Source organism: Caviibacterium pharyngocola (assembly GCF_002795405.1).
In the GTDB taxonomy this organism is placed as follows: Bacteria; Pseudomonadota; Gammaproteobacteria; order Enterobacterales; family Pasteurellaceae; genus Caviibacterium; species Caviibacterium pharyngocola.
On the sequence record NZ_PHGZ01000019.1, the window covers coordinates 1 to 25,434 of the forward strand.

The 25,434-nt window shown below is 44.1% G+C and carries 23 protein-coding genes, 1 tRNA gene and 1 other annotated feature; of the genes, 17 read left to right on the forward strand and 7 right to left on the reverse strand.

Translation table 11 applies throughout. From position 1 onward, the window contains the following. Positions 1–48 precede the first annotated feature (48 nt). From mlaC to murA, 4 genes are read left to right on the forward strand one after another with little or no spacing between them, the layout of a single operon-like run. Entirely contained in the window at positions 49–687 is a 639-nt protein-coding gene (gene mlaC, locus CVP04_RS08375; protein WP_100297062.1) for a phospholipid-binding protein MlaC, read from the forward strand. Between the two features lie 14 nt (positions 688–701). Then, complete coding sequence (locus tag CVP04_RS08380) at positions 702–1,040, forward strand: STAS domain-containing protein (protein WP_100297063.1); 339 nt, start codon at positions 702–704, stop codon at positions 1,038–1,040. A gap of 13 nt (positions 1,041–1,053) precedes the next feature. Further along, positions 1,054–1,311 (forward strand): BolA family protein, encoded by a 258-nt coding sequence (locus CVP04_RS08385; RefSeq protein WP_100297064.1) that lies wholly within the window; start codon positions 1,054–1,056, stop codon positions 1,309–1,311. 18 nt (positions 1,312–1,329) lie between these two features. Beyond that, positions 1,330–2,604, forward strand: a complete 1,275-nt coding sequence (murA, locus tag CVP04_RS08390; protein WP_100297065.1) for a UDP-N-acetylglucosamine 1-carboxyvinyltransferase — start codon at positions 1,330–1,332, stop codon at positions 2,602–2,604. Positions 2,605–2,658: 54 nt separating this feature from the next. Here murA and fbp read toward each other — a convergent pair whose 3' ends face one another. Beyond that, a complete protein-coding gene (gene fbp / locus CVP04_RS08395) occupies positions 2,659–3,660 on the reverse strand; it encodes a class 1 fructose-bisphosphatase (protein WP_100297066.1) in 1,002 nt (333 codons plus the stop codon). 145 nt (positions 3,661–3,805) lie between these two features. On the opposite strand from fbp, the gene mpl reads away from it, so the two are divergent. Next, positions 3,806–5,173, forward strand: a complete 1,368-nt coding sequence (gene mpl, locus CVP04_RS08400) for a UDP-N-acetylmuramate:L-alanyl-gamma-D-glutamyl-meso-diaminopimelate ligase (protein ID WP_100297067.1) — start codon at positions 3,806–3,808, stop codon at positions 5,171–5,173. A 273-nt stretch (positions 5,174–5,446) separates the two neighbouring features. Continuing rightward, positions 5,447–5,656, forward strand: a complete 210-nt coding sequence (locus CVP04_RS08405; protein ID WP_100297068.1) for a cold-shock protein — start codon at positions 5,447–5,449, stop codon at positions 5,654–5,656. A 149-nt stretch (positions 5,657–5,805) separates the two neighbouring features. Here CVP04_RS08405 and CVP04_RS08410 read toward each other — a convergent pair. Then, positions 5,806–5,882 (reverse strand) — tRNA-Met (locus CVP04_RS08410). Between the two features lie 199 nt (positions 5,883–6,081). On the opposite strand from CVP04_RS08410, the gene mltA reads away from it, so the two are divergent. The 4 genes from mltA to rlmKL all read left to right on the forward strand — a co-directional run bounded on the left by mltA (position 6,082) and on the right by rlmKL (position 11,349). Continuing rightward, complete coding sequence (gene mltA / locus CVP04_RS08415) at positions 6,082–7,179, forward strand: murein transglycosylase A (RefSeq protein WP_100297069.1); 1,098 nt, start codon at positions 6,082–6,084, stop codon at positions 7,177–7,179. Then, a complete protein-coding gene (gene tcdA, locus CVP04_RS08420; protein WP_165772788.1) occupies positions 7,179–7,952 on the forward strand; it encodes a tRNA cyclic N6-threonylcarbamoyladenosine(37) synthase TcdA in 774 nt (257 codons plus the stop codon). The genes mltA and tcdA overlap by 1 nt, the downstream gene beginning before the upstream one ends. Before the next feature lie 95 nt (positions 7,953–8,047). Beyond that, positions 8,048–9,058, forward strand: coding sequence for a zinc ABC transporter substrate-binding protein ZnuA (znuA, locus tag CVP04_RS08425; RefSeq protein WP_100297071.1), 1,011 nt, complete (start codon positions 8,048–8,050; stop codon positions 9,056–9,058). A 137-nt stretch (positions 9,059–9,195) separates the two neighbouring features. Beyond that, complete coding sequence (gene rlmKL / locus CVP04_RS08430; RefSeq protein ID WP_100297072.1) at positions 9,196–11,349, forward strand: bifunctional 23S rRNA (guanine(2069)-N(7))-methyltransferase RlmK/23S rRNA (guanine(2445)-N(2))-methyltransferase RlmL; 2,154 nt, start codon at positions 9,196–9,198, stop codon at positions 11,347–11,349. A gap of 89 nt (positions 11,350–11,438) precedes the next feature. On the opposite strand, the gene frdD is transcribed toward rlmKL, so the two are convergent. Genes frdD through frdA form a run of 4 tightly spaced genes read right to left on the reverse strand, consistent with a single transcriptional unit; the run spans position 11,439 to position 14,763 of the window. Next, complete coding sequence (gene frdD, locus CVP04_RS08435; RefSeq protein WP_100297073.1) at positions 11,439–11,783, reverse strand: fumarate reductase subunit FrdD; 345 nt, start codon at positions 11,781–11,783, stop codon at positions 11,439–11,441. A 12-nt stretch (positions 11,784–11,795) separates the two neighbouring features. Next, positions 11,796–12,188, reverse strand: a complete 393-nt coding sequence (gene frdC, locus CVP04_RS08440; protein WP_100297074.1) for a fumarate reductase subunit FrdC — start codon at positions 12,186–12,188, stop codon at positions 11,796–11,798. 12 nt (positions 12,189–12,200) lie between these two features. Continuing rightward, the gene (locus tag CVP04_RS08445) at positions 12,201–12,971 is read right to left on the reverse strand and encodes a succinate dehydrogenase/fumarate reductase iron-sulfur subunit (RefSeq protein WP_100297075.1); all 771 of its coding nucleotides are present in this window, start codon (positions 12,969–12,971) and stop codon (positions 12,201–12,203) included. Continuing rightward, the gene (gene frdA, locus CVP04_RS08450) at positions 12,964–14,763 is read right to left on the reverse strand and encodes a fumarate reductase (quinol) flavoprotein subunit (RefSeq protein WP_100297076.1); all 1,800 of its coding nucleotides are present in this window, start codon (positions 14,761–14,763) and stop codon (positions 12,964–12,966) included. Before frdA ends, CVP04_RS08445 begins: the two co-directional genes overlap by 8 nt. 314 nt (positions 14,764–15,077) lie before the next feature. On the opposite strand from frdA, the gene epmA reads away from it, so the two are divergent. From epmA to CVP04_RS08465, 3 genes are all read left to right on the forward strand, one after another. Beyond that, entirely contained in the window at positions 15,078–16,049 is a 972-nt protein-coding gene (epmA, locus tag CVP04_RS08455; protein WP_100297077.1) for an elongation factor P--(R)-beta-lysine ligase, read from the forward strand. Between the two features lie 503 nt (positions 16,050–16,552). Further along, positions 16,553–17,614 carry a porin gene (locus CVP04_RS08460; RefSeq protein ID WP_100297078.1) on the forward strand — a complete coding sequence of 354 codons (1,062 nt, stop codon included), beginning with the start codon at positions 16,553–16,555 and terminating at the stop codon, positions 17,612–17,614. Between the two features lie 395 nt (positions 17,615–18,009). Next, positions 18,010–19,050, forward strand: coding sequence for a porin (locus tag CVP04_RS08465; RefSeq protein WP_100297079.1), 1,041 nt, complete (start codon positions 18,010–18,012; stop codon positions 19,048–19,050). 149 nt (positions 19,051–19,199) lie between these two features. Here the strand turns inward: CVP04_RS08465 and CVP04_RS08470 are convergent, their stop codons facing one another. Next, complete coding sequence (locus CVP04_RS08470; RefSeq protein ID WP_100297105.1) at positions 19,200–19,898, reverse strand: YggS family pyridoxal phosphate-dependent enzyme; 699 nt, start codon at positions 19,896–19,898, stop codon at positions 19,200–19,202. Positions 19,899–20,064: 166 nt separating this feature from the next. Then, positions 20,065–20,179 (forward strand) — a sequence feature (Thr leader region). 37 nt (positions 20,180–20,216) lie between these two features. On the opposite strand from CVP04_RS08470, the gene thrA reads away from it, so the two are divergent. From thrA to thrC, 4 genes are read left to right on the forward strand one after another with little or no spacing between them, the layout of a single operon-like run. Then, complete coding sequence (gene thrA, locus CVP04_RS08475; RefSeq protein WP_100297080.1) at positions 20,217–22,664, forward strand: bifunctional aspartate kinase/homoserine dehydrogenase I; 2,448 nt, start codon at positions 20,217–20,219, stop codon at positions 22,662–22,664. 12 nt (positions 22,665–22,676) lie between these two features. Further along, complete coding sequence (gene thrB / locus CVP04_RS08480) at positions 22,677–23,624, forward strand: homoserine kinase (RefSeq protein WP_100297081.1); 948 nt, start codon at positions 22,677–22,679, stop codon at positions 23,622–23,624. Beyond that, positions 23,621–24,118 carry a hypothetical protein gene (locus tag CVP04_RS08485; protein ID WP_100297082.1) on the forward strand — a complete coding sequence of 166 codons (498 nt, stop codon included), beginning with the start codon at positions 23,621–23,623 and terminating at the stop codon, positions 24,116–24,118. The genes thrB and CVP04_RS08485 overlap by 4 nt, the downstream gene beginning before the upstream one ends. 2 nt (positions 24,119–24,120) lie before the next feature. Further along, positions 24,121–25,398, forward strand: coding sequence for a threonine synthase (gene thrC, locus CVP04_RS08490; protein ID WP_100297083.1), 1,278 nt, complete (start codon positions 24,121–24,123; stop codon positions 25,396–25,398). Positions 25,399–25,434 lie beyond the last annotated feature (36 nt).

Consider the following 25,434-nt stretch of genomic DNA (forward strand, 5'->3'; position numbering starts at 1 on the left):
GCTAATCTAATACAGCCCCAATATTTTTTATTTATATCGGAGAACATAATGTTAAAAATGAAATTAAACCGTTGGTTATCAAAAATCGTCGTAATTGCGACCGCACTTTTTGCCGTGCAAGCCTTTGCCGACGATAATCCTTATGTGTTGATGCAGCAAGCGTCGGATAAATTATTCGGTGATATTTCCGCCAACCAAAGCAAAATCAAACAAGATCCGAACTATTTAAAAACGATCGTTCGTCAAGATTTAATGCCGTATGTACACGTTAACTATGCGGGTTCGTTGGTATTAGGGCAATATTTTAAATCCACCACGCCGGAACAACGGGAAAAATTCTTTGCGGCATTTGATAAATTTATCGAACAATCTTATGCGCAAGCTTTAACCCTTTATACCAACCAAAAAATTCAGATTGAAAATCCGAAAGACGTGGCGGAAAACCAAGTCAGCATTCGAGTGAAAGTGCTACAAGGCGGAAATGCCGCGCCGGTGAATTTGAATTTCTTCTGGCGTAAAAACAGCAAAACCGGCAAATGGCAGGTTTATGATATGGCTGCCGAAGGCGTGAGTATGGTGGATACCAAAAAACAAGAGTGGAGCGGTATTTTACGCAAAGACGGTATTGATGCATTGACGGCGCAAGTTCAAAAAGCTGCAAGCGTACCCGTTAAATTAAGTAAATAATCGGACGATTTCTAATGCAAAACCGGAAAAGTTTAGATTGGGCATTAGTGCAAAATGATGATAAGATAACTCTCCGTTTGAGCGGGGAGTTGTCAAGAGATACGTTGTTGCCTTTATGGCGACAGCGTTCTTCTTTTTTGTCGGCTGAAAAAATTGAAAATCGGGACGTTATTTGGGATCTTGCCGAAATAAGTCGCATCGATAGTGCGGGATTCGCATTATTATGCGATTTTATTCATTATTGCCAAACCTTAAACGTCCGTTCTCAGCGGATGAAAGACGTTCCCGTTCAACTGGAAACCTTAGCGGATCTTTTCGGTTTGACCGATTGGGTTAAGTCGTTTTATCTTTAATGGAAAAGAGTGAATGGAAATTCAAGAAATCGAACGAATTTTAAAAGAAAATCTGAATCTTGACGAAGTGTATGTGCAAGGCGAAAACGCACATTTCGGAGTGATTGTAGTGAGTGATGAAATTGCTCGACTTTCCAGATTAAAACAACAACAAACTATTTATGCGCCGTTAATGGACTATTTTTCCACAGGTGAAATTCACGCCTTGACGATCAAAACTTTTAGCGTTGAAAAGTGGAAACGCGAACGTTTATTGAATCCTTTAAATTAAATCGTAGGAAAACTGATTATGCAAAAATTTCGTGTTTACGGGCAATCCCGTTTAAGCGGTACCGTAAATATTTCCGGTGCGAAAAATGCGGCGTTGCCGATTCTGTTCGCAGCTATTTTGGCGGAAGAACCCGTTACTTTAACTAATGTTCCCGAATTAAAGGACATTGATACAACGTTAAAAATTTTACGTCAGCTAGGCGTAACCGTTGAACGTGACGAGCAGGGTGCGGTGCGTTTGGATGCATCGAAAATCGATCATTTTATTGCGCCTTACGAATTGGTGAAAACAATGCGCGCCTCTATTTGGGCGTTGGCGCCGTTGGTGGCGCGGTTTAATCAAGGACAAGTTTCCTTACCCGGCGGTTGTTCGATCGGCGCCAGACCGGTGGATTTGCATATTAGCGGATTAGAGCGTTTAGGCGCCAAAATCGTGTTAGAAGACGGTTATGTCAAAGCTTATGTGGATAGTCGTTTAGTAGGTACGCGCATTGTAATGGAAAAAGTCAGTGTGGGTGCAACCTTATCCATTATGATCGCGGCGACCTTGGCGAAAGGTACGACCGTAATTGAAAATGCGGCGCGTGAACCGGAAATTACCGATACCGCACTTTTCTTAAATAAAATGGGCGCAAAAATTTCGGGTGCCGGCTCCGATACTATTACGATTGAAGGCGTGGCGCGCTTAGGCGGTTGCGAACACAGCGTGGTTGCCGATCGTATCGAAACCGGTACGTTCTTGGTGGCGGGCGCGATTTCCGGCGGACGTATCGTTTGTAAAAACACCAAAGCGGATACTTTGGATGCGGTGATTGATAAATTACGCGAAGCCGGTGCACAAGTTGATGTGACGGATGACAGCATTACCTTGGATATGTTGGGCAACCGTCCGAAAGCGGTAAATATTCGCACCGCACCTTATCCGGGTTTCCCGACTGATATGCAAGCGCAATTCACTTTATTGAATATGGTCGCCAACGGAACTAGCATTATAACCGAAACCATTTTCGAAAACCGTTTTATGCACATTCCGGAATTAATTCGTATGGGCGGTAAAGCGGAAATCGAAGGCAATACCGCGATTTGTCACGGTGTGGAACATCTTTCCGGTGCGGAAGTAATGGCGACGGATTTACGCGCTTCCATCAGTTTGGTGCTAGCGGGTTGTATCGCAACCGGCGAAACCATCGTGGATCGTATTTATCATATTGATCGCGGCTATGAGCATATCGAAGAAAAACTTCGCGGTTTAGGTGCGCGAATCGAACGTTTTTCCCAAAATGATGGTGAATAACGGATAAAAAAACGGCAACTTCGGTTGCCGTTTTGCTATGTAAAAATGGCGGAATTAACCGAATTCCCGCATAAAATCTTGCGCTTTTTTCACCATTTCTTTTGAACCGATAAATAACGGAATTCGTTGATGCAATTCGCTCGGTTGAATATCCAAAATGCGTTGATAGCCGTCGCTGGCGATACCGCCCGCTTGTTCGGCTAAAAATGCCATTGGGTTGCCTTCATAAAGCAAACGTAATTTACCTTTCGGGTAATTTGTTGCGCTCGGATAAATATAAATACCGCCTTTTAGCATATTGCGATGAAAATCAGATACTAAAGAACCGATATAGCGCGAAGTATAAGGGCGATTGGTTTGTTTATCTTCTTCTTGGCAATATTTAATATATTTTTTCACCCCCATTGGGAATTTCAAATATTGTCCTTCGTTAATCGAATAAATTTTGCCGTCGGTCGGAATTTGGATATTTTCGTGCGATAAGCAGAATACGCCCAAAGACGGATCATAAGTAAAACCGTTTACGCCGTTGCCGGTGGTGTACACCAACATTGTTGAAGAACCATAGACAATATAGCCTGCGGCGACTTGACGATTACCCGGTTGCAAGAAATCTTCCAATGTCACCGGTGTACCGATAGGCGAAACGCGACGATAAATGGAGAAAATCGTTCCTACCGCCACATTCACGTCGATATTGGAAGAACCGTCCAAAGGATCAGTTAAAATGACATATTTCGCATTGCGTCCGCGCTCCGTATCAAAAGCGACGAAATGTTCTTCTTCCTCGGAGGCGAATCCCGCCACTTCTTCACGAGCAATCAAGGCTTGTTTCATCGTATTATGGGCGAATAAATCCAGTTTCATTTGCGCTTCGCCTTGCACGTTTTCCACACCTGAATTGCCGATAATATTATTAGTGAGTCCGGCTTTATTTATGTCGCGGTGGATCACTTTGGCGACCAATCGAATAGAGGATAAAATACCCGACAATTCGCCTTTGGCGTTCGGGTATTCCGCTTGTTTTTCTATTATAAACTGTCCTAATGTCTTCATATTTTTATCCTATTTGATTAATAAATTTACTCGAAGAACGAGTTGATTTATTATAACAATCCTATTTTTTATGCATAAAAACAGATTTTCAACTATGTGATCTCTGACACATTTTTATTGCAATTTTTTAACAAAGAGATAAACAATGACAACAAAACATATTCACATATTAGGCATTTGCGGAACCTTTATGGGCGGCGTCGCCATCATCGCGAAACAACTGGGTTATAAAGTGACGGGATCGGATACGAACGTTTATCCGCCGATGAGCACTTTTCTACAAGAGAGCGGCATTGAAATTATTCCGCATTATGAAGTCTCCCAGTTGCAACCGGCGCCGGATTTGGTGGTGATCGGCAATGCGATGAAACGCGGAAATCCTTGCGTGGAATATGTGTTGGAAAATAATTTACCTTATACCTCCGGCCCGCAATGGTTGCACGATCATTTATTGCGTGATCGTTGGGTGCTGGCGGTGTCGGGCACGCACGGCAAAACCACGACGACCGGAATGTTAAGCTGGATTTTAGAACAAAACGGTTTGGAGCCGGGTTTTTTAATCGGTGGTATCGCGGGCAATTTCGGTACATCGGCGCGTTTGGGCAACAGCCGTTATTTCGTGATTGAAGCGGACGAATACGACACGGCATTTTTTGATAAACGCTCGAAATTCGTGCATTACAACCCGAAAACTTTAATTATTAATAACATCGGATTCGATCACGCCGATATTTTTGATGATTTGAAAGCGATTCAACGCCAATTCCATCATATGATTCGAACCATTCCGGCAAGCGGACGCATTCTTTCCGTGGCGTCCGAGCAAAGTGCAAAAGAGACGTTAGAAATGGGTTGTTGGTCGGAAAAACAATTTATCGGTCAAGATCAAGAATGGTTTGCACAGCGTCTCACCAATGATTGCACGCATTTCGAAGTTTATCACCAAGGTCAAAAAGCCGGCGAAGTGAAATGGAACATTGTTGGTCAGCACAATATGCATAACGCTTTAATGGCGATTGCCGCTGCACACCACGCCGGCGTGAGTATTGAAAACGCTTGCGCGGCGCTTGGCGGATTCGTTAATGCGAAGCGTCGTTTAGAAGTGAAAGGAAAGGTTAACGATATTACGGTTTATGACGATTTTGCGCATCATCCGGCAGAAATTTTGGCAACTTTGACCGCACTTCGCGATAGTGTGGGCGGTGGTGTGCGCATTTTAGCCGTACTCGAACCGCGCTCCAACACAATGAAAATGGGCGTACATAAAGATGAAATCGCACCGGCGTTAGCGCGCGCGGATCACGTCTTTTTATTACAACCGGAAAGTATTCCTTGGGATGTAGTGGAAATCGCGAATCAATGCGTTCAACCGGCGAGTTGGTCGGGAAATTTGGATAAATTGGTGGATATGATTGCGGCGGAAGCAAAACCGACGGATCACATTCTTGTAATGTCAAACGGCAGTTTCGGCGGTATTCACCGCAAATTATTGGATAAATTGGCGCAAGGTTAGGTTTTAAGCATAGAAAGCGTTTTCTGTCTCTGAGTCGGGCTAGGCTTGACTCAGGATAAGCGCTTTAAGGCGGAACCGATCCTGAGGTCGGATCGCTATCGGAAAAGCCGAAATAAAACGTGCTATTTGTAATGGATACTGTTAGTATAGATTCCGCGTTTTCAAGCGCAAACGGATAAATCGATAATTGACTGGCTATATTTAAACTTGTATTTTCATATCATCACAATGTTATTGAATTATCTCAGTATTTTTACAAATTAGGATTATTTAATGTCTCAAAATAAAGGAACCGTAAAGTGGTTCAATGAAACAAAAGGTTTTGGTTTTTTACAAGTTGAAGGCGGAGAAGATGTATTCGTACATTTTTCTGCAATCCAGTCGAACGGATTCCGCACTTTAAAAGAAGGTCAAGCCGTTGCCTTTGATATTGTTGATGATAAACGCGGAAAAAAAGCGGAAAACGTCACTGTTTTAGCTTAATTTCATAGCCAAGAGAAAAGCCATTACATTTTCGATGTAGTGGCTTTTTTGCATTATCGGGTTGAAAAACGTTGACTATCGAGTGCAATAATTCGGTGAGATATTACAAAAAAAGAAAAAGCCGCTGAAAAATCAACGGCTTGAGAAACTGGTTGCGGGGGCCGGATTTGAACCGACGGCCTTCGGGTTATGAGCCCGACGAGCTACCAAGCTGCTCCACCCCGCGTCTTAGACTGCGTAATATACGCTTTTAAAAATTTTATGCAAGTAAAAAAATCTTTACATTTATTCGTTTGATATAAAAATAAACGATTAGCCGGTTTTTTCTGCGAATAAAGCTAATTAAATCTATATATTTTGCGGATTTTTTGATACTTTATGCAATCTTAATTTGCTCGGTTTTTTTTCATTAACTAGGAATCAATATGTCTTTACCAAAAAAATTTACGGCGACAGCCGCTGTGGCGTTATGCGCATTATTACTAGCCGCTTGCGGCTCCAAAGCGCCGACGACCAAAAATCAAACGGCGACCAATCTTGAATTATTCGGCGCGAAATATCAAGGCAGAACCTATCAACAAGCCTTATTATCACCTGTCGCCGGCATAGAAAACAAAAGTGCGGTAGTAAATCAAGGCGATTTTTTAACGCAACTTTCTAACGTGCGCTCTTATTCCGCGCGCTTAACCAATAATTTTTCCGCCACTTACGGCAAATTGACCAACTGGGTACTCGCGGGTGCGAATGTCAACGAATTGAGCAATTACGGCATTCAACCGATGATTATGAAAGGACAGGACGGCTATCAAAACGTCTTAATGACCGGTTATTATTCACCGGTTATTCACGCTCGTCGCACGCCGCAAGGCAAATACAATCAACCGATTTACGCTTTGCCGGCTCAAAAACGTTTTAGCCGCGCGCAAATTTATGCGGGCGCATTAAAAGGAAAAGGTTTGGAATTGGCGTACAGCGACTCAATGATCGATAATTTCTTATTGGGAGTGCAAGGCAGCGGCTATGTGGATTTCGGCAACGGCGATTTGAATTATTTCGCTTATGCGGGACAAAACGGGTTCGAATATACGGCGGTAGGGCGCTTGTTAGTGGAAGACGGTGAAATCCCGAAAGAAAAAATGTCGATTCAAGCCATTCGTGACTGGGCGAACGCCAATCCTTCGCGCTTGCAAGGATTATTGGAACGCAATCCGTCTTATGTCTTCTTTAAAAATGATCCGACCGGTAAAGTGAAAGGTTCCGCCGGCGTACCTTTGGTGCCGATGGCATCGGTGGCTTCCGATCGCAATTTAATTCCGTCCGGCTCGGTATTGTTGGTGGAAGTGCCGCAAATCGACAACAACGGAAATTGGACGGGCGAACACAAATTACATTTAATGGTAGCACTTGATGTTGGCGGTGCGGTGAAAGGTCATCACTTCGATTTATATCGCGGTATCGGCGATCAGGCGGGGCATATCGCCGGCTTATCGAAACACTACGGTCGAGTTTGGTTGTTACAATAATGACGGAACGCATTGATAATTACGCACAACGTTTTGGCGGCATCGGCCGCCTTTACGGCGCGGCGGCGTTAGAACGTTTGCAGCGCGCGCATATTTGCGTGATCGGCATCGGCGGTGTCGGTTCGTGGGTTGCAGAAGCTTTGGCGCGCAGTGGAATCGGCAAGATCACGATGATCGATATGGATGATATTTGCGTGACGAATATCAATCGCCAGCTTCACGCATTAAGCGGCAATATCGGCAAATTAAAAACGGAAGTAATGGCGGAGCGCATTCTGCTGATTAATCCGGATTGTCAGGTGAACGTGATTGACGATTTTATCAGTGCGGACAATTTATCCGATTACATCACGACGGATTACGATTACGTCATTGACGCTATTGATAATGTGAAAACCAAAGCGGCGCTAATTGCCTATTGTAAGCGCCGAAAAATCAAAATTATTACCGTCGGCGGCGCCGGCGGGCAAACGGATCCGACACAAATTCAAATCGGTGATTTAAGCAAAACCATTCAAGATCCGCTATTGGCAAAAGTGCGGTCGCTTTTACGCAAAGAATATCACTTCAGCCAAAACCCGAAGCGGAAATTCGGCATTGACGCCGTGTTTTCCACTCAGCCGTTAATTTTTCCGCAAGCGGAAGGAAATTGTGAGGTCTCGGCAACGATGAACTGTGCCAACGGTTTCGGCGCGGCAACAATGATTACCGCCACATTCGGCTTCTTTGCCGTGGCAAAAATGATTGATAAACTCACGGCGTTAAAATCGTAAACTTATTTTTTTTAATAAAAAAAGATAGCAATTTCGGTTAAAAAGGTATAACCTTATCCGACTATTTGATAATTATTATTAACTAGAGGATTATTATGACTATTTTTAACCGCACTTTTAAACAAGCGGCGTTAGCTGCCGCCGTTATCTCGTTTTCCGCTGCAGCAAGCGCGAGCGTGTTAACCTCCATTAAACCTTTAGGTTTTATCGCATCTTCCATCGCCGAAGGCGTGACCGACACCGATGTGATCGTGCCTGCCGGTGCCTCACCGCACGCTTACAATCTGAAACCTTCCGACGTACAGAAAATTAAGTCGGCGGATTTAATTGTCTGGATCGGTGAAGATGTGGATATGTTTTTAGATACATCCGTATTACGCGATATTGATCGTAAAAAAGTCGTCACTGTGGCAGAAATTTCTTCAATCGGAGATGATATGTTGGTAAAAGGTGAGCATCATCACCACGACCACGACCACGACCACGATGCGCATAAACAGGATAAAACCGCCGATCATCAAGATCATAAACACGCGGATCATCACGAACACAATGAAGCCGCGTCAGCGCACGAACATCATCACGATAAATTAAGTACGAACTGGCATATTTGGTATTCGCCTGAAATCAGTCAAATCGTGGCGGGCAAAATTGCGCAGAAATTAAGCGAGCAATATCCGGATAAAAAAGCGCTTATCGAACAAAACTTAGCGGAATTTAACCGCACTTTAAGCGAACAAAACGAAAAAATCCAGCAACAGCTAATGCCGTTGCACGAAAAAGGGTTTTATGTTTTCCACGATGCTTATACTTATTTCAATCAAGCTTATCATTTGAACCAAGTGGGCTATTTCACCATTAACCCGCAAGTTGCGCCGGGCGCGAAAACCCTTGCCACAATCAAAGAGGAAATCGAAGAGCATAAAGTAGCGTGTTTATTCGCCGAACCGCAATTTACTCCGAAAGTCATCGAAACCTTACATAAAGGCACCGGTGTAAAAGTCGGACGTCTTGACCCGATGGGCGACGCGGTAAAATTAGGGAAAAATTCTTACGCGAACTTTTTGCAATATACCGCGGACAGCTATGCCGAATGTTTAAAATAAGCCGTTGAATGACGAACCGAAAGCCGCAAGTAATCGCCTGCGGCTTTTTTGTTGCGCGGTGCGGCGGTTTAATTTTGTTAAGCATAAGGCGCAGATCTGCTATAATCCGCTAAATTTGATTTAAAACGAGAAACAGAATGAAACAACTTTTTGCGACAACCGCTCGCGGTTTTGAAGAATTACTCAAGGTCGAACTAACCGAGCTCGGCGCAACGGAATGTCGCGTCGTGCAAGGCGGCGTGCATTTTTCGGCAGACGACGAAACCCAATACCGCACTTTGCTTTGGTCAAGATTAGCGTCACGAATTTTATTGCCCATTGTCAGCAGTAAAATTTACAGCGATTTGGATCTTTATTCTACGGTCGTCGGACAAAATTGGTCGGCATATTTTGATGAAAGAACTAGCTTTTTAGTGGACTTTAACGGCACAAACCGCGAAATTCGCCACAGTCAATTCGGCGCAATGCGTGTGAAAGACGGTATCGTCGATTATTTCGAACGCCAAGGCAAAGCGCGTCCGACGGTGGATAAAGATAATCCGGATATTCGAATTCACGTGTATTTGAATCGGGAAGAATTGATTTTATCGCTGGATCTTAGCGGAGAAGCCTTGCATTTACGCGGTTATCGCGAGGATACCGGCAAGGCGCCTTTGCGTGAAACTTTAGCCGCCGCGATTATTTTACGTTCCGGCTGGGTGCAAGGTACGCCGTTGGTGGATCCGATGTGCGGTTCCGGTACATTATTGATCGAAGCGGCGCAGCAAGAAGCGAAGATCGCACCGCAGCTGCACCGTTTACATTGGGGCTTTGATTTTTGGCTCGGACATAATCAAGTCGCGTGGGAAAAGGTGAAAGGCGAGGCGATTGCCGCGGCGGAAACAGAATTTCAGCGCAATAATCCACCGCACTTTTATGGTTTTGACTTGGATCATCGCGTTTTACAGAAAGCGCAAAAGAACGCTAAAAATGCCGGCGTGGCGCATTTAATTCAGTGGAAACAAGGCGATGTTGCGGCGTTACAAAATCCTTGCCAAGAAAAAGGTACGGTGGTGTGTAACCCGCCTTACGGCGAACGTTTAGGCACGACGCCGGCGTTAATCGCCTTGTATTCCGTGTTCGGGCAACGATTAAAATCCCAATTTGTCGGTTGGAATGCGTCGATTTTTAGCGGCGAACCCGCTTTGTTGGATTGTTTACGTTTACGTTCTCATCGTCAATTCAAAGCCAAAAACGGCCCGTTGGATTGCGTGCAGAAAAATTATCTTATCAGCGAAAAACCTGCGGTAATCGCGGAAAGTGCGGTGGAAAATTCCTTAGAATTTCAGCCGAATTCCACGGCGCAAGTGGCGCAAGATTTTGCCAATCGGCTGCAAAAAAATATCAAAAAAATTGAAAAATGGGCAAAACAGCAAGGTTTGGATGCTTATCGTTTATATGATGCGGATTTGCCCGAATACAATTTAGCGGTCGATCGTTATGCCGATCATATCGTGGTGCAAGAATATGCCGCGCCGAAAAATATTGATGAAAACAAAGCGCGCCAACGTTTGTTGGATGCCGTCACTGCCACTTTAGCCGTTACCGGTGTGGAAACCAATAAACTGGTTTTAAAAGTTCGCCAAAAGCAAAAAGGCACGAATCAATATGAAAAATTGGCGAACAAAGGCGATTATTTTTATGTGAACGAATACGGCGTGAAATTATGGGTCAATTTGACCGATTATTTGGATACGGGATTATTTTTAGATCATCGTTTAACGCGCAAAATGATCGGCGAAAAAGCGCAAGGCAAAGATTTCTTAAATCTATTCGCTTACACGGGTTCCGCCACAGTACACGCGGCAAAAGGCAAGGCAAAATCAACCACCACCGTGGATATGTCGAATACCTATTTAAACTGGGCGGAGCAAAATTTATTGCTAAACGACATCGAAGGCAAACAGCATAAATTAATTCAAGCAGATTGCTTGCAATGGCTGGAAAAATGCGATCGACAGTTTGATTTGATTTTTGTGGATCCGCCGACATTTTCCAATTCCAAACGAATGGAAGACAGCTGGGACGTTCAGCGCGATCACATTAAATTAATGACGCAGTTAAAACGCATTTTACGCCGCGACGGAACCATTGTGTTCTCGAACAATAAACGCGGATTTAAAATGGATTTCGACGGTTTGGCGCAATTAGGCTTAAGTGCGGTGGAAATTTCCGCGAAAACGTTGCCGTTGGATTTTGAACGCAACAAACAAATTCATAATTGTTGGGTGATTACCGCGGTGGAAAGTTAAGCGCGCAAATCGCTCTTAAAGGCAAGACGGTAAATAACAAAAAACCCTTTCAAGATGCTTGAAAGGGTTTTTAACTTGAATGAATCGGATTAAATATTCACTATCGCAAAGATGGTCAAAAGACTATAAAGTGCGGCTAATCCGTAGAAAATTACACCGCCGGCAGGAACGTGCACTTTAAAATCGTGCAAGCCTAAGTGAATACGGTGAATCGCACACCAAGCCGGAAAAATCAACAATGCAAGAATTGCAAGTTTGCCGATCCAAGTGTGGGCGAAGGCGATAATGTTATCCGGTGTGACTAATCCGAAAGGAAGTAGAAAACCGAGAATTAACACTAATACGGGAAAAAATACCGCACTTACCGCACCGCCGGCACCGAACAATAACCAAACGGCAGGTTCGTTTGAACGTTTTGGATTAAGTTTGTCCATTGTTTTTTCTCCCTATACTAAAATTAACGCAATGATACTCACTAATGCGGTAATGCCCCAGAATACACGGGAAACTAATTTCGCATCAATGCGTTCGTTTTTCACAATCACATTCATCATTTGCGGTGCCATATTAAAGAATGTGAATGAGTGCAATAGCGCTGCGCCTAAGGTGATGATATTTAGGATCACCACGATCGGATTTTGCAAGAAATCGACGAATTTATCCGCAAAAGTACCGTTACCTAAGCAAATTAATCCGTAGAATAATTCTAAGCAGAACCAAACGGTCGGCACGGAAGTGCTTTCACGCAAAACGTAGAATTTGTAAAAATCTAACTTTTTCCACCAAGTCGGTTTGATTTCACGCACATATTTTCTGCGTTTGCTTGTTGTTGTCGTCATTTTACTCTCTCCTTACTTTTGCGGTTTTAACATTGCAAAAACATAGTCTTTGGCACTTTCGATTTTACCTTGGTTCACCGCTGAAGCCGGGCCGACGTGTTTCGGACAAACTTCGGAACAATAACCGACGAAAGTACAACTCCACACCCCGTTTTTACCGTTTAGGATTTTCATCCGTTCCGCTTTACCGTGGTCACGGTTATCAAGGTTATAACGGTGCGCAAGGGTTAATGCGGCAGGACCGACGAATTCCGGATTGAGACCGAATTGCGGACAAGCGGCATAACACAAACCGCAGTTAATACACATTGAGAACTGACGATATTTTTCCAATTCGGCAGGCGTTTGTTTGGTACGGCTTTTCGCCAACTCCGCCGAAGGATGCGGTTTACCGTCTAATGCCGGCGCTTGGTTACCGATGATGTAAGGCTTGATGCTTTCCAAACTTTCGATAAAGTGGCTCAAATCCACCACCAAGTCGCGCTCGATAGGGAAGTTGGCAAGCGGTTCGATACGCATATGACCGCTGTAGTCGCGTAAGAAGGTTTTACACGCCAATTTCGGTTTGCCGTTCACCATCATCCCGCAAGAACCGCAGATCGCCATACGGCAAGACCAACGATAAGATAATTCCGGCTCTAATTTATCTTTAATATAACCCAACGCATCCAATAAAGAGGTTTGGCTGTCGTAAGGGACTTGGTAAGTGCGTAAGTATGGCTCTTTATCCGCTTCCGGATTGTAACGCAATACTTCGACATTCATTATTGCTTGATTAGCCATTTGCTTGCTCCTTAGCTTTCGCAGCAGCTTCTTGCGCTTCCGCTTCCGCACCGTAAACACGTTTTGCAGGTTGGGATTTAGTGATTTTCACGTCACTGTATTCGATACGCGGCGCACCGTCGGCATTGTAGAACGCCAAGGTGTGTTTTAGATAATTTACGTCGTCGCGTTCGGTGTAGTCTAAACGTTGATGCGCACCGCGCGATTCTTTACGTTCGATCGCAGAATTCGCGATAGATTGCGCAACGTCAAGAATATAGCCCAATTCGACGGTGTATAACACGTTAGTGTTGAACACGCTGGAACGGTCTGCAATACGAATACGTTTGTAACGTTCTTTCAACTCGGCAATTTTATCCACGGTTTGTTGCATACTTTCTTGGGTACGATAAATACCGCAGCCTTCTTCCATTGAATCGCCCATTTCGTCACGAATTTGCGACCAAGATTCCGTACCTTCTTGATTGTAAAGATCTTCTAAACGACGTACTACGTCTTTCGCTTGTGCATCGACGGCGTCTTGATTCGCTGCAGTCGCTTCGGTTGCTCGTTGTGCCGCATATTCGCCGGCAACGCGACCTAATACCACTAATTCCGCCAAAGAGTTGGAACCTAAACGGTTCGCACCGTGCAAGCCGGAAGAAGCACATTCGCCCACGGCAAACAAGCCTTTAATGCGGGTTTCGCTGTTGAAGTCCACTTCGATACCGCCCATTGTGTAGTGAACCACAGGACGAACCGGAATCGGCGCTTTCGCCGGATCCACGCCTTCATAAGCGCTGGCTAATTCGCAGATAAACGGTAAACGTTCGTGTAAATATTTTTCACCCAAGTGACGTAAATCAAGATGAACCACGTCCACGCCTTTCTCGGTTTTCAAGGTGTTACCTTTGCGCCATTCTTGCCAGAACGCCTGAGAAACTTTATCGCGCGGACCTAATTCCATATATTTGTTTTCCGGTTTACCGACAGGTGTTTCAGGTCCCAAACCGTAATCTTGTAAATAGCGGTAACCGTCTTTATTGACCAAAATACCGCCTTCACCGCGACAACCTTCGGTCATCAAAATACCGGTATTCGGCAGACCCGTCGGGTGATATTGAACGAATTCCATATCGCGAAGCGGCACGCCGTGGCGATAAGCCATTGATAAACCGTCGCCGGTAACGATACCGCCGTTGGTGTTGAAACGGAATGCACGACAACCGCCACCGGTCGCGATAACCACTGCATTGGCGTTAATTTGCACCAATGTGCCTTCCATCATATTCATCGCAACCATACCGCGCGCGTGACCGTCATCGACCAAAATGTCTAATACGAAATGTTCGTCGAAACGTTGAATTTGCGGATATTGGATAGAAGTTTGGAATAACGTGTGTAATAAGTGGAAACCGGTTTTATCGGCAGCGAACCAAGTCCGCTCGATTTTCATTCCGCCGAAACGACGCACATTGACGTCACCGTTCGGTTGACGGCTCCAAGGACAGCCCCAGCGCTCTAATTGAGTCATTTCCACCGGTGAATGTTCAACAAAGTATTCCACCACGTCTTGTTCGCATAACCAGTCACCGCCGGCAACCGTGTCGTGGAAGTGTTTGTCGTAAGAGTCTTCTTCTTTAAACACAGCCGCCGCACCGCCTTCCGCCGCAACGGTATGGCTACGCATCGGGTAAACTTTTGAAACAAGTGCAATTTTTAAATTAGGATTTGCTTCCGCTGCCGCAATCGCCGCACGCAAGCCGCCGCCGCCGGCCCCAACTATTGCAATATCGACATTAACAGTTTGCACGATATTCCTCCAATAAATAGAAATAAAAGTAAAACATTGCGATTTCAATCGAATTGAAATCAATAACGGGTGTGAATATTCTGCCACGCTTTTGAGAGATTCATAACTTTTTTTTATGAAATTACGGAAGAAAAGTTCAGTTTCGTGATCTAACTCAAAAAAGTTAGAAAATTGTTAATAAACATTCGTTTCAGATGATAATTGCTATCATTTTTCTGCATAAAAAGGCAACAAAATGAAAAATTTATTGCTTGTTTAAGCAAAAATCAGCGTAAAATAGACCGCACTTTTTCTTCGAATAACGAGACCCCATTATGTTTTTAGAACCCAAATGGCAACCTTCCGCACCGATTAAAAATTTATTGGCGCGGGCGAAAATCATCGCCGAAATCCGTCGTTTTTTCACCGATCGCGGTTTATTGGAAGTGGAAACGCCGGTATTAAGCGAATTCGGCGTAACGGATTTGCATTTAGCCACCTTCAACACGGAATTTACCTCGCCTTTTGCCGAGCAATCGAAAACTCTGTGGCTTTCCACCAGTCCGGAATATCATATGAAACGCTTGTTGGCAGCGGGAAGCGGTGCGATTTTTCAGCTTTGTCACGTTTTTCGCAACGAAGAAGCGGGACGCAAACATAACCCCGAATTTACAATGCTGGAATGGTATCGCCCGTATTTCGATATGTATCGCTTGATTGATGAAGTGGACGATTTGTTACAACAAATTTTAGATTGCGAACCGGCGGAGCGGGCAAGTTATCAGTTTGTGTTTCAAGAATACGTCGGCTTGGATCCGCTTTCGGCGGAGCAGGCGGAATTGGTGGAAAAAGCCAAGGAATATCATTTCAACGACGCGGAAAACGAAAGCCGAGATACTTTGTTGCAGTTTTTATTCAGCGCCGTGGTTGAGCCGAAAATTGGTTTGCATCGCCCGATCGCGGTGTATCATTTTCCCGCAACACAAGCCGCGTTGGCGCAAATCAGCTCGGAAGATCATCGCGTGGCGGAGCGTTTTGAGTTTTATTACAAAGGCGTGGAATTGGCGAACGGTTTTAACGAATTAACCGACGCCAGAGAACAACTCAGCCGGTTCGAACAAGATAATCGCTTGCGTGAAAAAGCCGGTTTGGCGCAACGAAAAATCGACGAACGCTTTCTCGCCGCATTGCAAGCGGGCGTGCCGAATTGTTCCGGCGTCGCCTTGGGCGTCGATCGCTTAATTATGCTTGCGCTGGGTGCCGAAAATATTAGCGAAGTGATGGCGTTCGGCATTGATAACGCTTAATAATTTTTCCGAGCAATAAAAAACGTCGCGTAATATGCGGCGTTTTTTTATGGTATTTCACTTCAAATTATTGAAAAACGATGAAATGGCTGAAGTTTTAATTCAATAAAATGTGATCTTTCTCACAAAAATGAACTAAAGTTTCCTTTGTTAAGTATTTTTTGAAATTTTTTTTCAAAACTCCATTTGAAGATTTAATTATTCTAATTAAATCAAATAGATATATCTATTGCCTAACTTTTCGAATCACGAAAAAAAGTGTGAAAATGTGATCTACATAACATTTTAAGTGCGGTGTTTTTTCTAAAAATTTTTGTAACTAATTGTTTTTATTTGTGTTTTTGGAAATTGAAAAAAGTTCCGGTTTTTTGACAGAAAAAATGAACTTGCATATATTTATCGCCGACAGAAATTATTCTGACTACTGATGATTTTCTATAGGTCGATTGAGTAAGCAATTATTCAATCAAAATAATAAAGCTCCTCAACATAAGGAAGTAATTATGAAAAAGACACTTATCGCATTAGCAATCGCAGCAGTTGCGGCAACTTCAGCAAACGCAACAGTTATTTATCAAAAAGACGGTACCAAAATTGATTTGGACGGTCGTGTAAATCTTGAAGTGCAAAACATCAAAGGTCAACGTACCGACTTACGTGATGAAGGTTCTCGTGTTCGCGTTCGCGCATTCCAAGAAATCGGCGGTGGTTTCTCTGCAATCGCAGCGACTGAATTACGTTTCTCAAACGCGGATCAAATCGGCGGTAATATGAGAGCGCACCGTTTATTCGCAGGTTTCACACATCCTGAAATCGGTACTTTAACATTCGGTCGTCAATTACATTTAGGTGACCATATTCCTAAAGCGAACTACACCTATGAATGGGGCGGTAACGTATTCTTCGATGCGCACAAAAAATCCGCAAGCTTTATGTCTGCAAAATTCGGCGGTGTACGTTTAGCGGCTGACTACTATTTCGGTAACTCTAAAAAATCCGATGACACTTCAAGCGGTACAAGCGCGTGGGATGAAGGTCAAGGTTACGGTGTAGGTTTCTTCTACGACGGTAAATGGGATGACTTAGCGGTTCGCTTCGGTTCAGGTTTCACTGAAGTGACTCAATCAACAGACGGTACTAAAGCGAATGAATTCAAATTAAAACGTGCCGGTATCGGTTTCGATGTGAAATATAACATCGTGACTGTCGGTTTAGACTGGGCGCACGGTAAAGCAGCAAAAGGTTACGAATCCGGTAACATCGGTTTCCAAAAAATTGCTAACGCCGGCGGTCCGTTCAACGAAAACAACCGTTTCTTAGTAGGCTTAAAAGTTGATGTAACTCCGCAAAACGCAGTTTACTCACAATACTACTTCGGTACTGCGAAAAAAGCGGATCGCGACTTAGACGATATCAAAATGCGCGGTTGGATGCTTGGTGTTGACCATCGTTTCAACAAAAACGTTGCAGTTTACTTAGAAGGCGGTAAAGGTAAAGTTAAACAAAGCGGCGAAACCTTGTTGAACAACCATCGCGTTATCGTTGGTACCCGTATCTTATTCTAATCTAAATACTAATGTCTGATTTTAACCCGCAATGAAAATTGCGGGTTTTTTTCTCTTGATTCATCAAAATAAGCAAAAAGACGTATTAAAGCGTTTAAAGTGCGGTTGTTTTTATCGCTTTTCTTTATTAAAACCTAGATTTTTTCTTAAAAATGGTCTATGAGAATAAAATTTAATCAATAAAAACGAAAAAATAATCTAAAAAATGTGATCTTGATCACCAATTTAAGGGAACTTTTCGGATTTTTCGTTGACACTGAAAAATTTCTTTGCCAATATACCAACGACTTCATACGAAGTCGGTTTCGACGTTTCATAGAGTTTAGCTCTTGTAAGGTTCTGATGTTGAAACGGCTTAATTGTTATAACAACTTGATTCTGAAAGGAATTTTATTATGAAAAAGACATTAGTAGCATTGGCAGTAGCAGCGGTTGCAGCAAGCGCAGCAAACGCAGAAGTAATTTATAATCAAGACGGTACCAAATTAGAAGTAACCGGTTCCGTTCGTTTAGCTTTAGGTAAATTCGGTAACGATCAACGCGGTGATTTACGCAATGACGGTTCTCGTTTATGGGTTAAAGCGCAACACGATTTACAAAATGGCTTAAAAGCATTAGGCGGTTTGGAATTACGTTTTGATGAAGGCGTTGATGATAAAACTAAAAACTCCTTCGGTAATCCACGTGCTCGTCAATTATTTGCTGGTTTCGCACACGATGATGTCGGTACAGTAACTTTCGGTCGTCAAGAAACCACTTTAGATACCGTTCAGTTGTCTGACTTCGCTTATGTTTGGGGCGGAAACAATAACTTAACCGACTATGCGAATAAATCAATCAAATTCAAATCTGCAAAATGGAATGGCTTCAGCTTTGGTGCAGACTATCTATTCGGTGATTCAAACAAAAACGTAGATACCAAAAAAGGCGGTGAAAAATACGGTTACGGTGCATCCGTATTCTATAGCACTGACTTAGCGCAAGATCTTGCATTAAACTTAGCGGCAGGTTATGGCGTGAATCGTTATGATGATGTGAAAACCACTTCAACAACCGAAAAAGATACTTCTTGGAGAACTTCCGCACAAATCGTTTACGGTCCTGCGGCATTGGGTGTTGAATACGGTCAAACCGTGACTAAAGTCGGCGGTGAAAAAACCGAAACCGGTCGTAACCTTTTAGTAGGTGCGCAATATCAAGTGATCGAACCGGCTTCAATCTACTTGCAATGGCAACGTAACCAAGCTAAAGATGAAACCGTTGTTGCTGATAACAAAACAACAGAAAACGTTTACATCGTTGGTGCAGACTATAAATTCAGCAAAAATGTAATCACATTCGTTGAATATGCTCGTGCAAGCGAAAAAACCAATACTTATCCGGTAGAAAAATCTAAAGAAAACAGATACGCAGCCGGTTTACGCGTATTCTTCTAATCTAACGCGTAACTATATCGCATATAAAAGCCGCTCGATTGAGCGGCTTTTTGTTTGTTGTAAAAGGGATTTGTGTATTTCGGACGCACGCAGTGCGCCCCTACAAACTTTTGTTATCTTATTAAAAAATAAGAAATAATGTTCAATGATTAGGCATAATCTCGTTTGCCGAAAATCGCTGTGCCGATTCTCACCATTGTGGAACCGCACTTGACGGCGCTCTCCATATCATCGCTCATTCCCATTGATAACGTATCGATCGGAGACTGAGGAAATTGTTGCTGTAATGCGATGAATAATTCTTGCATTTGACGAAACGCACATTCTTGTTCGGCGATATTTTCCGTCGGTGCAGGGATTGCCATTAAACCGCGCAAACATAAGTGCGGTAAGTTTTGCAAATGTTTTGCTAACGCTACAAGTTCGTCGGGGCGAATGCCGGATTTACTTTCTTCGTCGCTGATATTGATTTGAATTAATACATTTAGCGGCGCTTTATAATGCGGACGCTGGGCATTTAAACGATCGGCGATTTTTGCACGATCCAAGGTTTGCATCCAATCGAAATGTTCCGCAACAAGACGGGTTTTATTGGATTGCAACGGCCCGATAAAATGCCACTCCAAACCAATTTGTTGCTGCTCGAAAAACTGAATTTTTTCCACGCCTTCCTGCACATAATTTTCACCGAATGCTTGTTGACCGGCGTGATATGCCGCCAAAATCGCCTCGACCGGTTTGGTTTTGCTGACGGCTAATAAACGCACCGCCGTATCCGGTCGATTTGCCGCTTGGCAAGATTGGCGAATTTTTTGTTGAATGTGATTTAAGTTTTGTTGAATATCCATAATAAACATTTGCCGATTGATAATAAAAACTGCGTTATTTTACAAGATTTCACGTCGATAAGGGAAATTTATCGACTTTATTCATTTTCCGTTTGACAAAAGGTCAAATTTTCGGTATTTCTAATGCATTCGTGATTAATGATAACGCAATACAATGAAAACCCGTACAATGACTATCACCACCATTATTATGATGACCATTACGATGACTAATGGGGCGGGTTAGTGCGTTAAAAACAAGATTCATAAAACCCGCATTGCAAAGTGCGGGTTTTTTTATAGAAATTTTAAATATTCACAACATCTTAGGAGATTATTATGCGCGTACTAAAATTCGGCGGCACATCTTTAGCCAATCCGGAACGATTTTCACAGGCAGCCCGATTGATCGAAAAGGCTCATTTGGAAGAACAAGCGGCGGGCGTGTTGTCCGCGCCGGCAAAAATAACCAATCATCTTGTCGCCTTATCCGAAAAAGCCAGCCTAAACCAGCCTACCGATTCCCATTTTAATGAAGCCGTTGAAATTTTTTACAATATCATCCAAGGTTTACACGCAGAAAATAATCAGTTTGATCTTGCCGGAATTAAATCGGTGATTGACGCGGAATTTGCGCAAATTCAAGGTTTATTGGCGGAAATTCGTCAAAACGGTCGTGTCGATGACGCGGTGAAAGCGACGATCGATTCGCGCGGTGAAAAATTATCTATTGTGATGATGAAAGCGTGGTTCGAAGCACGCGGTTATAACGTGACCTTAATCAATCCGGTGGAAAAATTATTGGCAAGCGGCGGTTATTTAGAATCTTCCGTAGATATCGAAGTTTCGACAAAACGCGTGGATGCCGGTTCCATTCCGAAAGAAAACGTTGTGTTAATGGCAGGGTTCACTGCAGGAAATGACAAGGGCGAATTAGTGCTGTTAGGTCGTAACGGTTCCGATTATTCCGCTGCTTGTTTAGCCGCCTGTTTAAACGCTTCCGTGTGCGAAATTTGGACGGACGTGGACGGTGTATTCACTTGCGATCCGCGCTTAGTGCCAGATGCGCGTTTATTGCCGAGCCTGTCTTATCGCGAAGCGATGGAGCTGTCTTATTTCGGTGCGAAAGTGATTCACCCGCGCACAATCGGGCCTTTAGTGCAGGCTAATATTCCTTGTTTAATTAAAAATACCGGTAATCCGGACGCACCGGGTTCTATCATTGACGGCAATGTGAAATCCGAAGGACTGCAAGTAAAAGGCATTACCAATTTAGATAATTTAGCAATGTTTAACGTGTCCGGCCCGGGTATGCAAGGAATGGTCGGAATGGCGTCGCGCGTCTTTTCCGCAATGTCAAAAGCAAGCATCTCGGTGATTTTGATTACTCAATCTTCTTCCGAATATAGTATTAGCTTCTGCGTACCGGTGAAAGCAGTGGATGCGGCGAAAGCGGTATTGGAAGCGGAATTCGCGCAAGAATTAAAAGCGCAAGCTTTAGAACCGATCGACGTGATTAAAGATTTATCTATTATTTCCGTTGTGGGCGACGGTATGCGCCAAGCGAAAGGCATTGCGGCGCGTTTCTTCTCGGCGTTATCGCAAGCCAATATCAGCATTGTGGCGATCGCGCAAGGTTCTTCCGAACGTTCGATTTCTGCGGTAGTGGCGCAAAATAAAGCCATCGAAGCGGTGAAAGCGACGCACCAAGCGCTATTTAACAATAAAAAAGTCGTGGATATGTTTTTGGTCGGCGTCGGCGGTGTCGGCGGCGAATTGATCGAACAGGTCAAAAGCCAAAAAGAGTATTTAGCAAAGAAGGACATTGAAATCCGTGTTTGCGCTTTAGCGAATTCGAATAAAATGCTATTGAACGAAAACGGATTAAGCTTGGAAAATTGGCAAGAACAACTAGAAAACGCCACGCAGCCGTCGGATTTTGACGTATTGCTTTCCTTTATTAAATTACACCACGTTGTGAATCCGGTATTTGTGGATTGTACCACGGCGGAAAGCGTTGCCGGTTTATACGCGCGTGCTCTAGGCGAAGGTTTCCACGTTGTGACACCGAACAAAAAAGCCAACACGCGCGAAATTGCTTATTACAACGCCGTGCGTGAAAATGCGCGTAAAAATCAACGTAAATTCTTATACGATACCAATGTGGGCGCGGGTTTACCGGTGATCGAAAATTTACAGAATCTATTGGCGGCGGGCGATGAAGTGATTCGTTTTAACGGTATTCTTTCCGGATCGCTTTCCTTTATTTTCGGTAAATTGGAAGAAGGATTATCTTTGTCGGAAGCGACCGCACTTGCGCGTGAAAAAGGCTTTACCGAGCCGGATCCGCGCGATGATTTATCCGGACAGGACGTAGCGCGTAAGTTATTGATCTTAGCGCGCGAAACCGGTTTACAGCTTGAATTGTCCGATGTAGAAGTGGAAGGCGTATTGCCGCAAGGTTTTTCCGCCGGAAAATCCGCCGACGAATTTATGGCGATGTTGCCGCAGTTGGATGCGGAATTTGCCGAACGCGTCACACAAGCCAAAGCGCAAGGTAAAGTGCTGCGTTATGTAGGACAAATCGAAAATCAACATTGCAAAGTGTCTATTTTAGAAGTGGATGCGGATGATCCGCTGTATAAAGTGAAAAACGGCGAAAACGCCCTTGCATTTTATACTCGCTACTATCAGCCGATTCCGTTATTATTACGCGGATACGGTGCGGGTAACGCGGTGACTGCCGCAGGTATCTTCGCCGATATTTTAAGAACATTACAAAATTAACGGAGAACGCAAATGCTAAGAATTTATGCGCCGGCGTCGAGCGCGAATATTAGTGTAGGTTTTGATACATTGGGGGCGGCGGTGTCCCCGATTGACGGTTCGTTATTGGGCGATGTGGTGCAAATCGAAGATATCGCAAGCGGTTTCGAACTGGAAAGTGCGGGTTATTTTGTGCGTAAATTGCCGAAAGAACCGCAAAAAAATATCGTTTATCAAGCTTATGTCTTGTTCAGCGAACGCTTGAAATTACGCGGCGTGAAAGTCAAACCTTTGCGTTTAACCTTGGAAAAAAATATGCCGATCGGTTCGGGCTTGGGTTCAAGCGCCTGTTCTATCGTGGCGGCATTGGTGGCGTTGAATAATTTCCACGCCGAGCCGTTTTCCAAAATGGAATTGTTGGAAATGATGGGCGAATTGGAAGGACGCATTTCCGGTTCCATTCACTATGATAACGTCGCGCCTTGCTATTTGGGCGGCGTGCAATTAATGGTGCAATCTTTGGGCAATATTTGCCAACGCTTGCCGTTTTTCGATAATTGGTATTGGGTGTTGGCGTACCCGGGTATTGAAGTTTCCACTTCCGAAGCGCGCGCAATTTTGCCGAAAAGCTATACGCGTCAAGATGTGATTACCCACGGGCGTCACCTCGGCAGTTTTGTACACGCTTGCCATACCGGACAAGAGGCCCTCGCCGCTTATATGATGAAAGACGTGGTGGCGGAACCTTATCGCGAAGCCTTATTGCCGAATTTCGCCGAAGTGAAACAAGCGGTGCGCGATTTGGGCGCGCTGGCTTCCGGCATTTCTGGTTCCGGCCCGACAATGTTCGCCATTGCGCCGGATTTAATCACCGCCACTAAACTTTCCGCCTATTTGGAAAATCATTATTTGCAAAATAACGAAGGTTTCGTACATATTTGTAAAGTGGACAATCAAGGAGCAAGGGAACTCAGCCTATGAAAAAACGACTAAGTGCGGTAATTTTTTCTACGATTTTTGCCTTGATCGCGGCATTACCCGCTGCGGCAAAAGTTGAAAAATCCGATGCGGGCGTCTATGCGGCGGTTAATGCGTCAGGACAAGTTCAATCGCTGTTTCGATTTAACAAAGTCGGCAATCGTTATTGGGTAGTCGATATGGTGAAAGAAGGCGCGTGGTCGAAATTAATCTGCGCCAAAAACACCCAGTGTATGCTGACGGATACCTCAAGAGCCACAATGCGCCGCTTTTTTTCGCGTTATGACGAGTTGATCGCCGTAGTGGATCGAAAATTGCCGAAGGTTTCCGTTTCCTGTATCGATGTGAAAGAATTCGCCTTTTGTCGTTTGGACGATGTGGAAAAAACTTCCTATTTCCTGATCAGCCAAGAAGGAAATATCTCCGTATTACAAAAACAACCCGACCCGCAAGTGGCAGAACAACCTGCCGCTCAAAATAATAAGGAACAAGAGTAAAAATGAATTTATATAATATTAAACATCCGGAAGAACAAGTAAATTTCGCCCAAGCGGTGCGTCAAGGCTTAGGCAAAAATCAAGGCTTATTTTTCCCTGAAAACATACCGCACTTAGGCAATATCGACGAATTATTGGCGTTGCCTTTGGTCGAACGCTCGCAAAAAATCTTGGCGGCGTTAATCGGTGATGAAATTCCGACCGAACAATTAAACCGAATGGTACAAAATGCCTTTACTTTTCCGGCGCCGGTGGTGAAAGCGGAAGAGGGCGTTTATGCCTTGGAATTATTCCACGGCCCGACTTTGGCATTTAAAGATTTCGGTGGTCGATTTATGGCGCAAGCGCTTGCAACCGTGCGTGGCGACGGCAAAATCACTATTTTAACCGCCACTTCCGGCGACACAGGTGCAGCGGTCGCACACGCCTTTTACGGGTTGGAAAATATCGATGTGGTGATTTTATATCCGCAAGGTAAAATCAGCCCGCTACAAGAAAAATTATTCTGCACTCTCGGCGGCAATATTCGCACCGTGGCAATTAAAGCGGATTTCGATGCTTGCCAAGCATTGGTTAAACAAGCCTTTGACGATGAAGAATTACGTCAAGCCATCGGATTAAATTCGGCAAACTCCATTAATATCAGCCGATTATTGGCGCAAGTGTGCTATTACTTCGAAGCGGCGGCGCAATTATCTGCGGCGGAACGCGAAAGTTTAGTGGTTTCCGTGCCAAGCGGTAATTTCGGTAACTTAACCGCCGGTTTAATCGCAAAAACCTTAGGTTTACCGATTAAACGTTTCATCGCGTCCACCAATGCTAACGACACTGTTCCGCGCTATTTGGCGAGCGGCGAATGGCAACCGCACGATACCGTCGCCACACTTTCCAACGCAATGGACGTAAGCCGTCCAAACAACTGGCCGCGCGTAGAAGAATTGTTTAAACGCAACGGCTGGGCGTTATCCGAATTGGGTTCCGGTGCATTAACCGACGCGCAAACGGAAGAAGCCTTGAAAGAACAATATGCCGCCGGTTATTTATGCGAACCGCACGGCGCTATTGCTTATCGCGTATTGAAAGATCAACTTCAAGCGGGCGAAACGGGCTTATTCCTTTGCACCGCACATCCGGCGAAATTCAAAGAAAGCGTCGAACGTATTTTGAATATCGATTTGCCGTTGCCGGAGGCTTTGGACAAACACAATAAATTACCGCTGTTGTCCGACGTGATGGAAAATGATTTTGCCGCTTTACGCGCCTATTTATTGAAAAAATAGATCGTCATTTTATTTCAATAAAGTGCGGTGGATTTT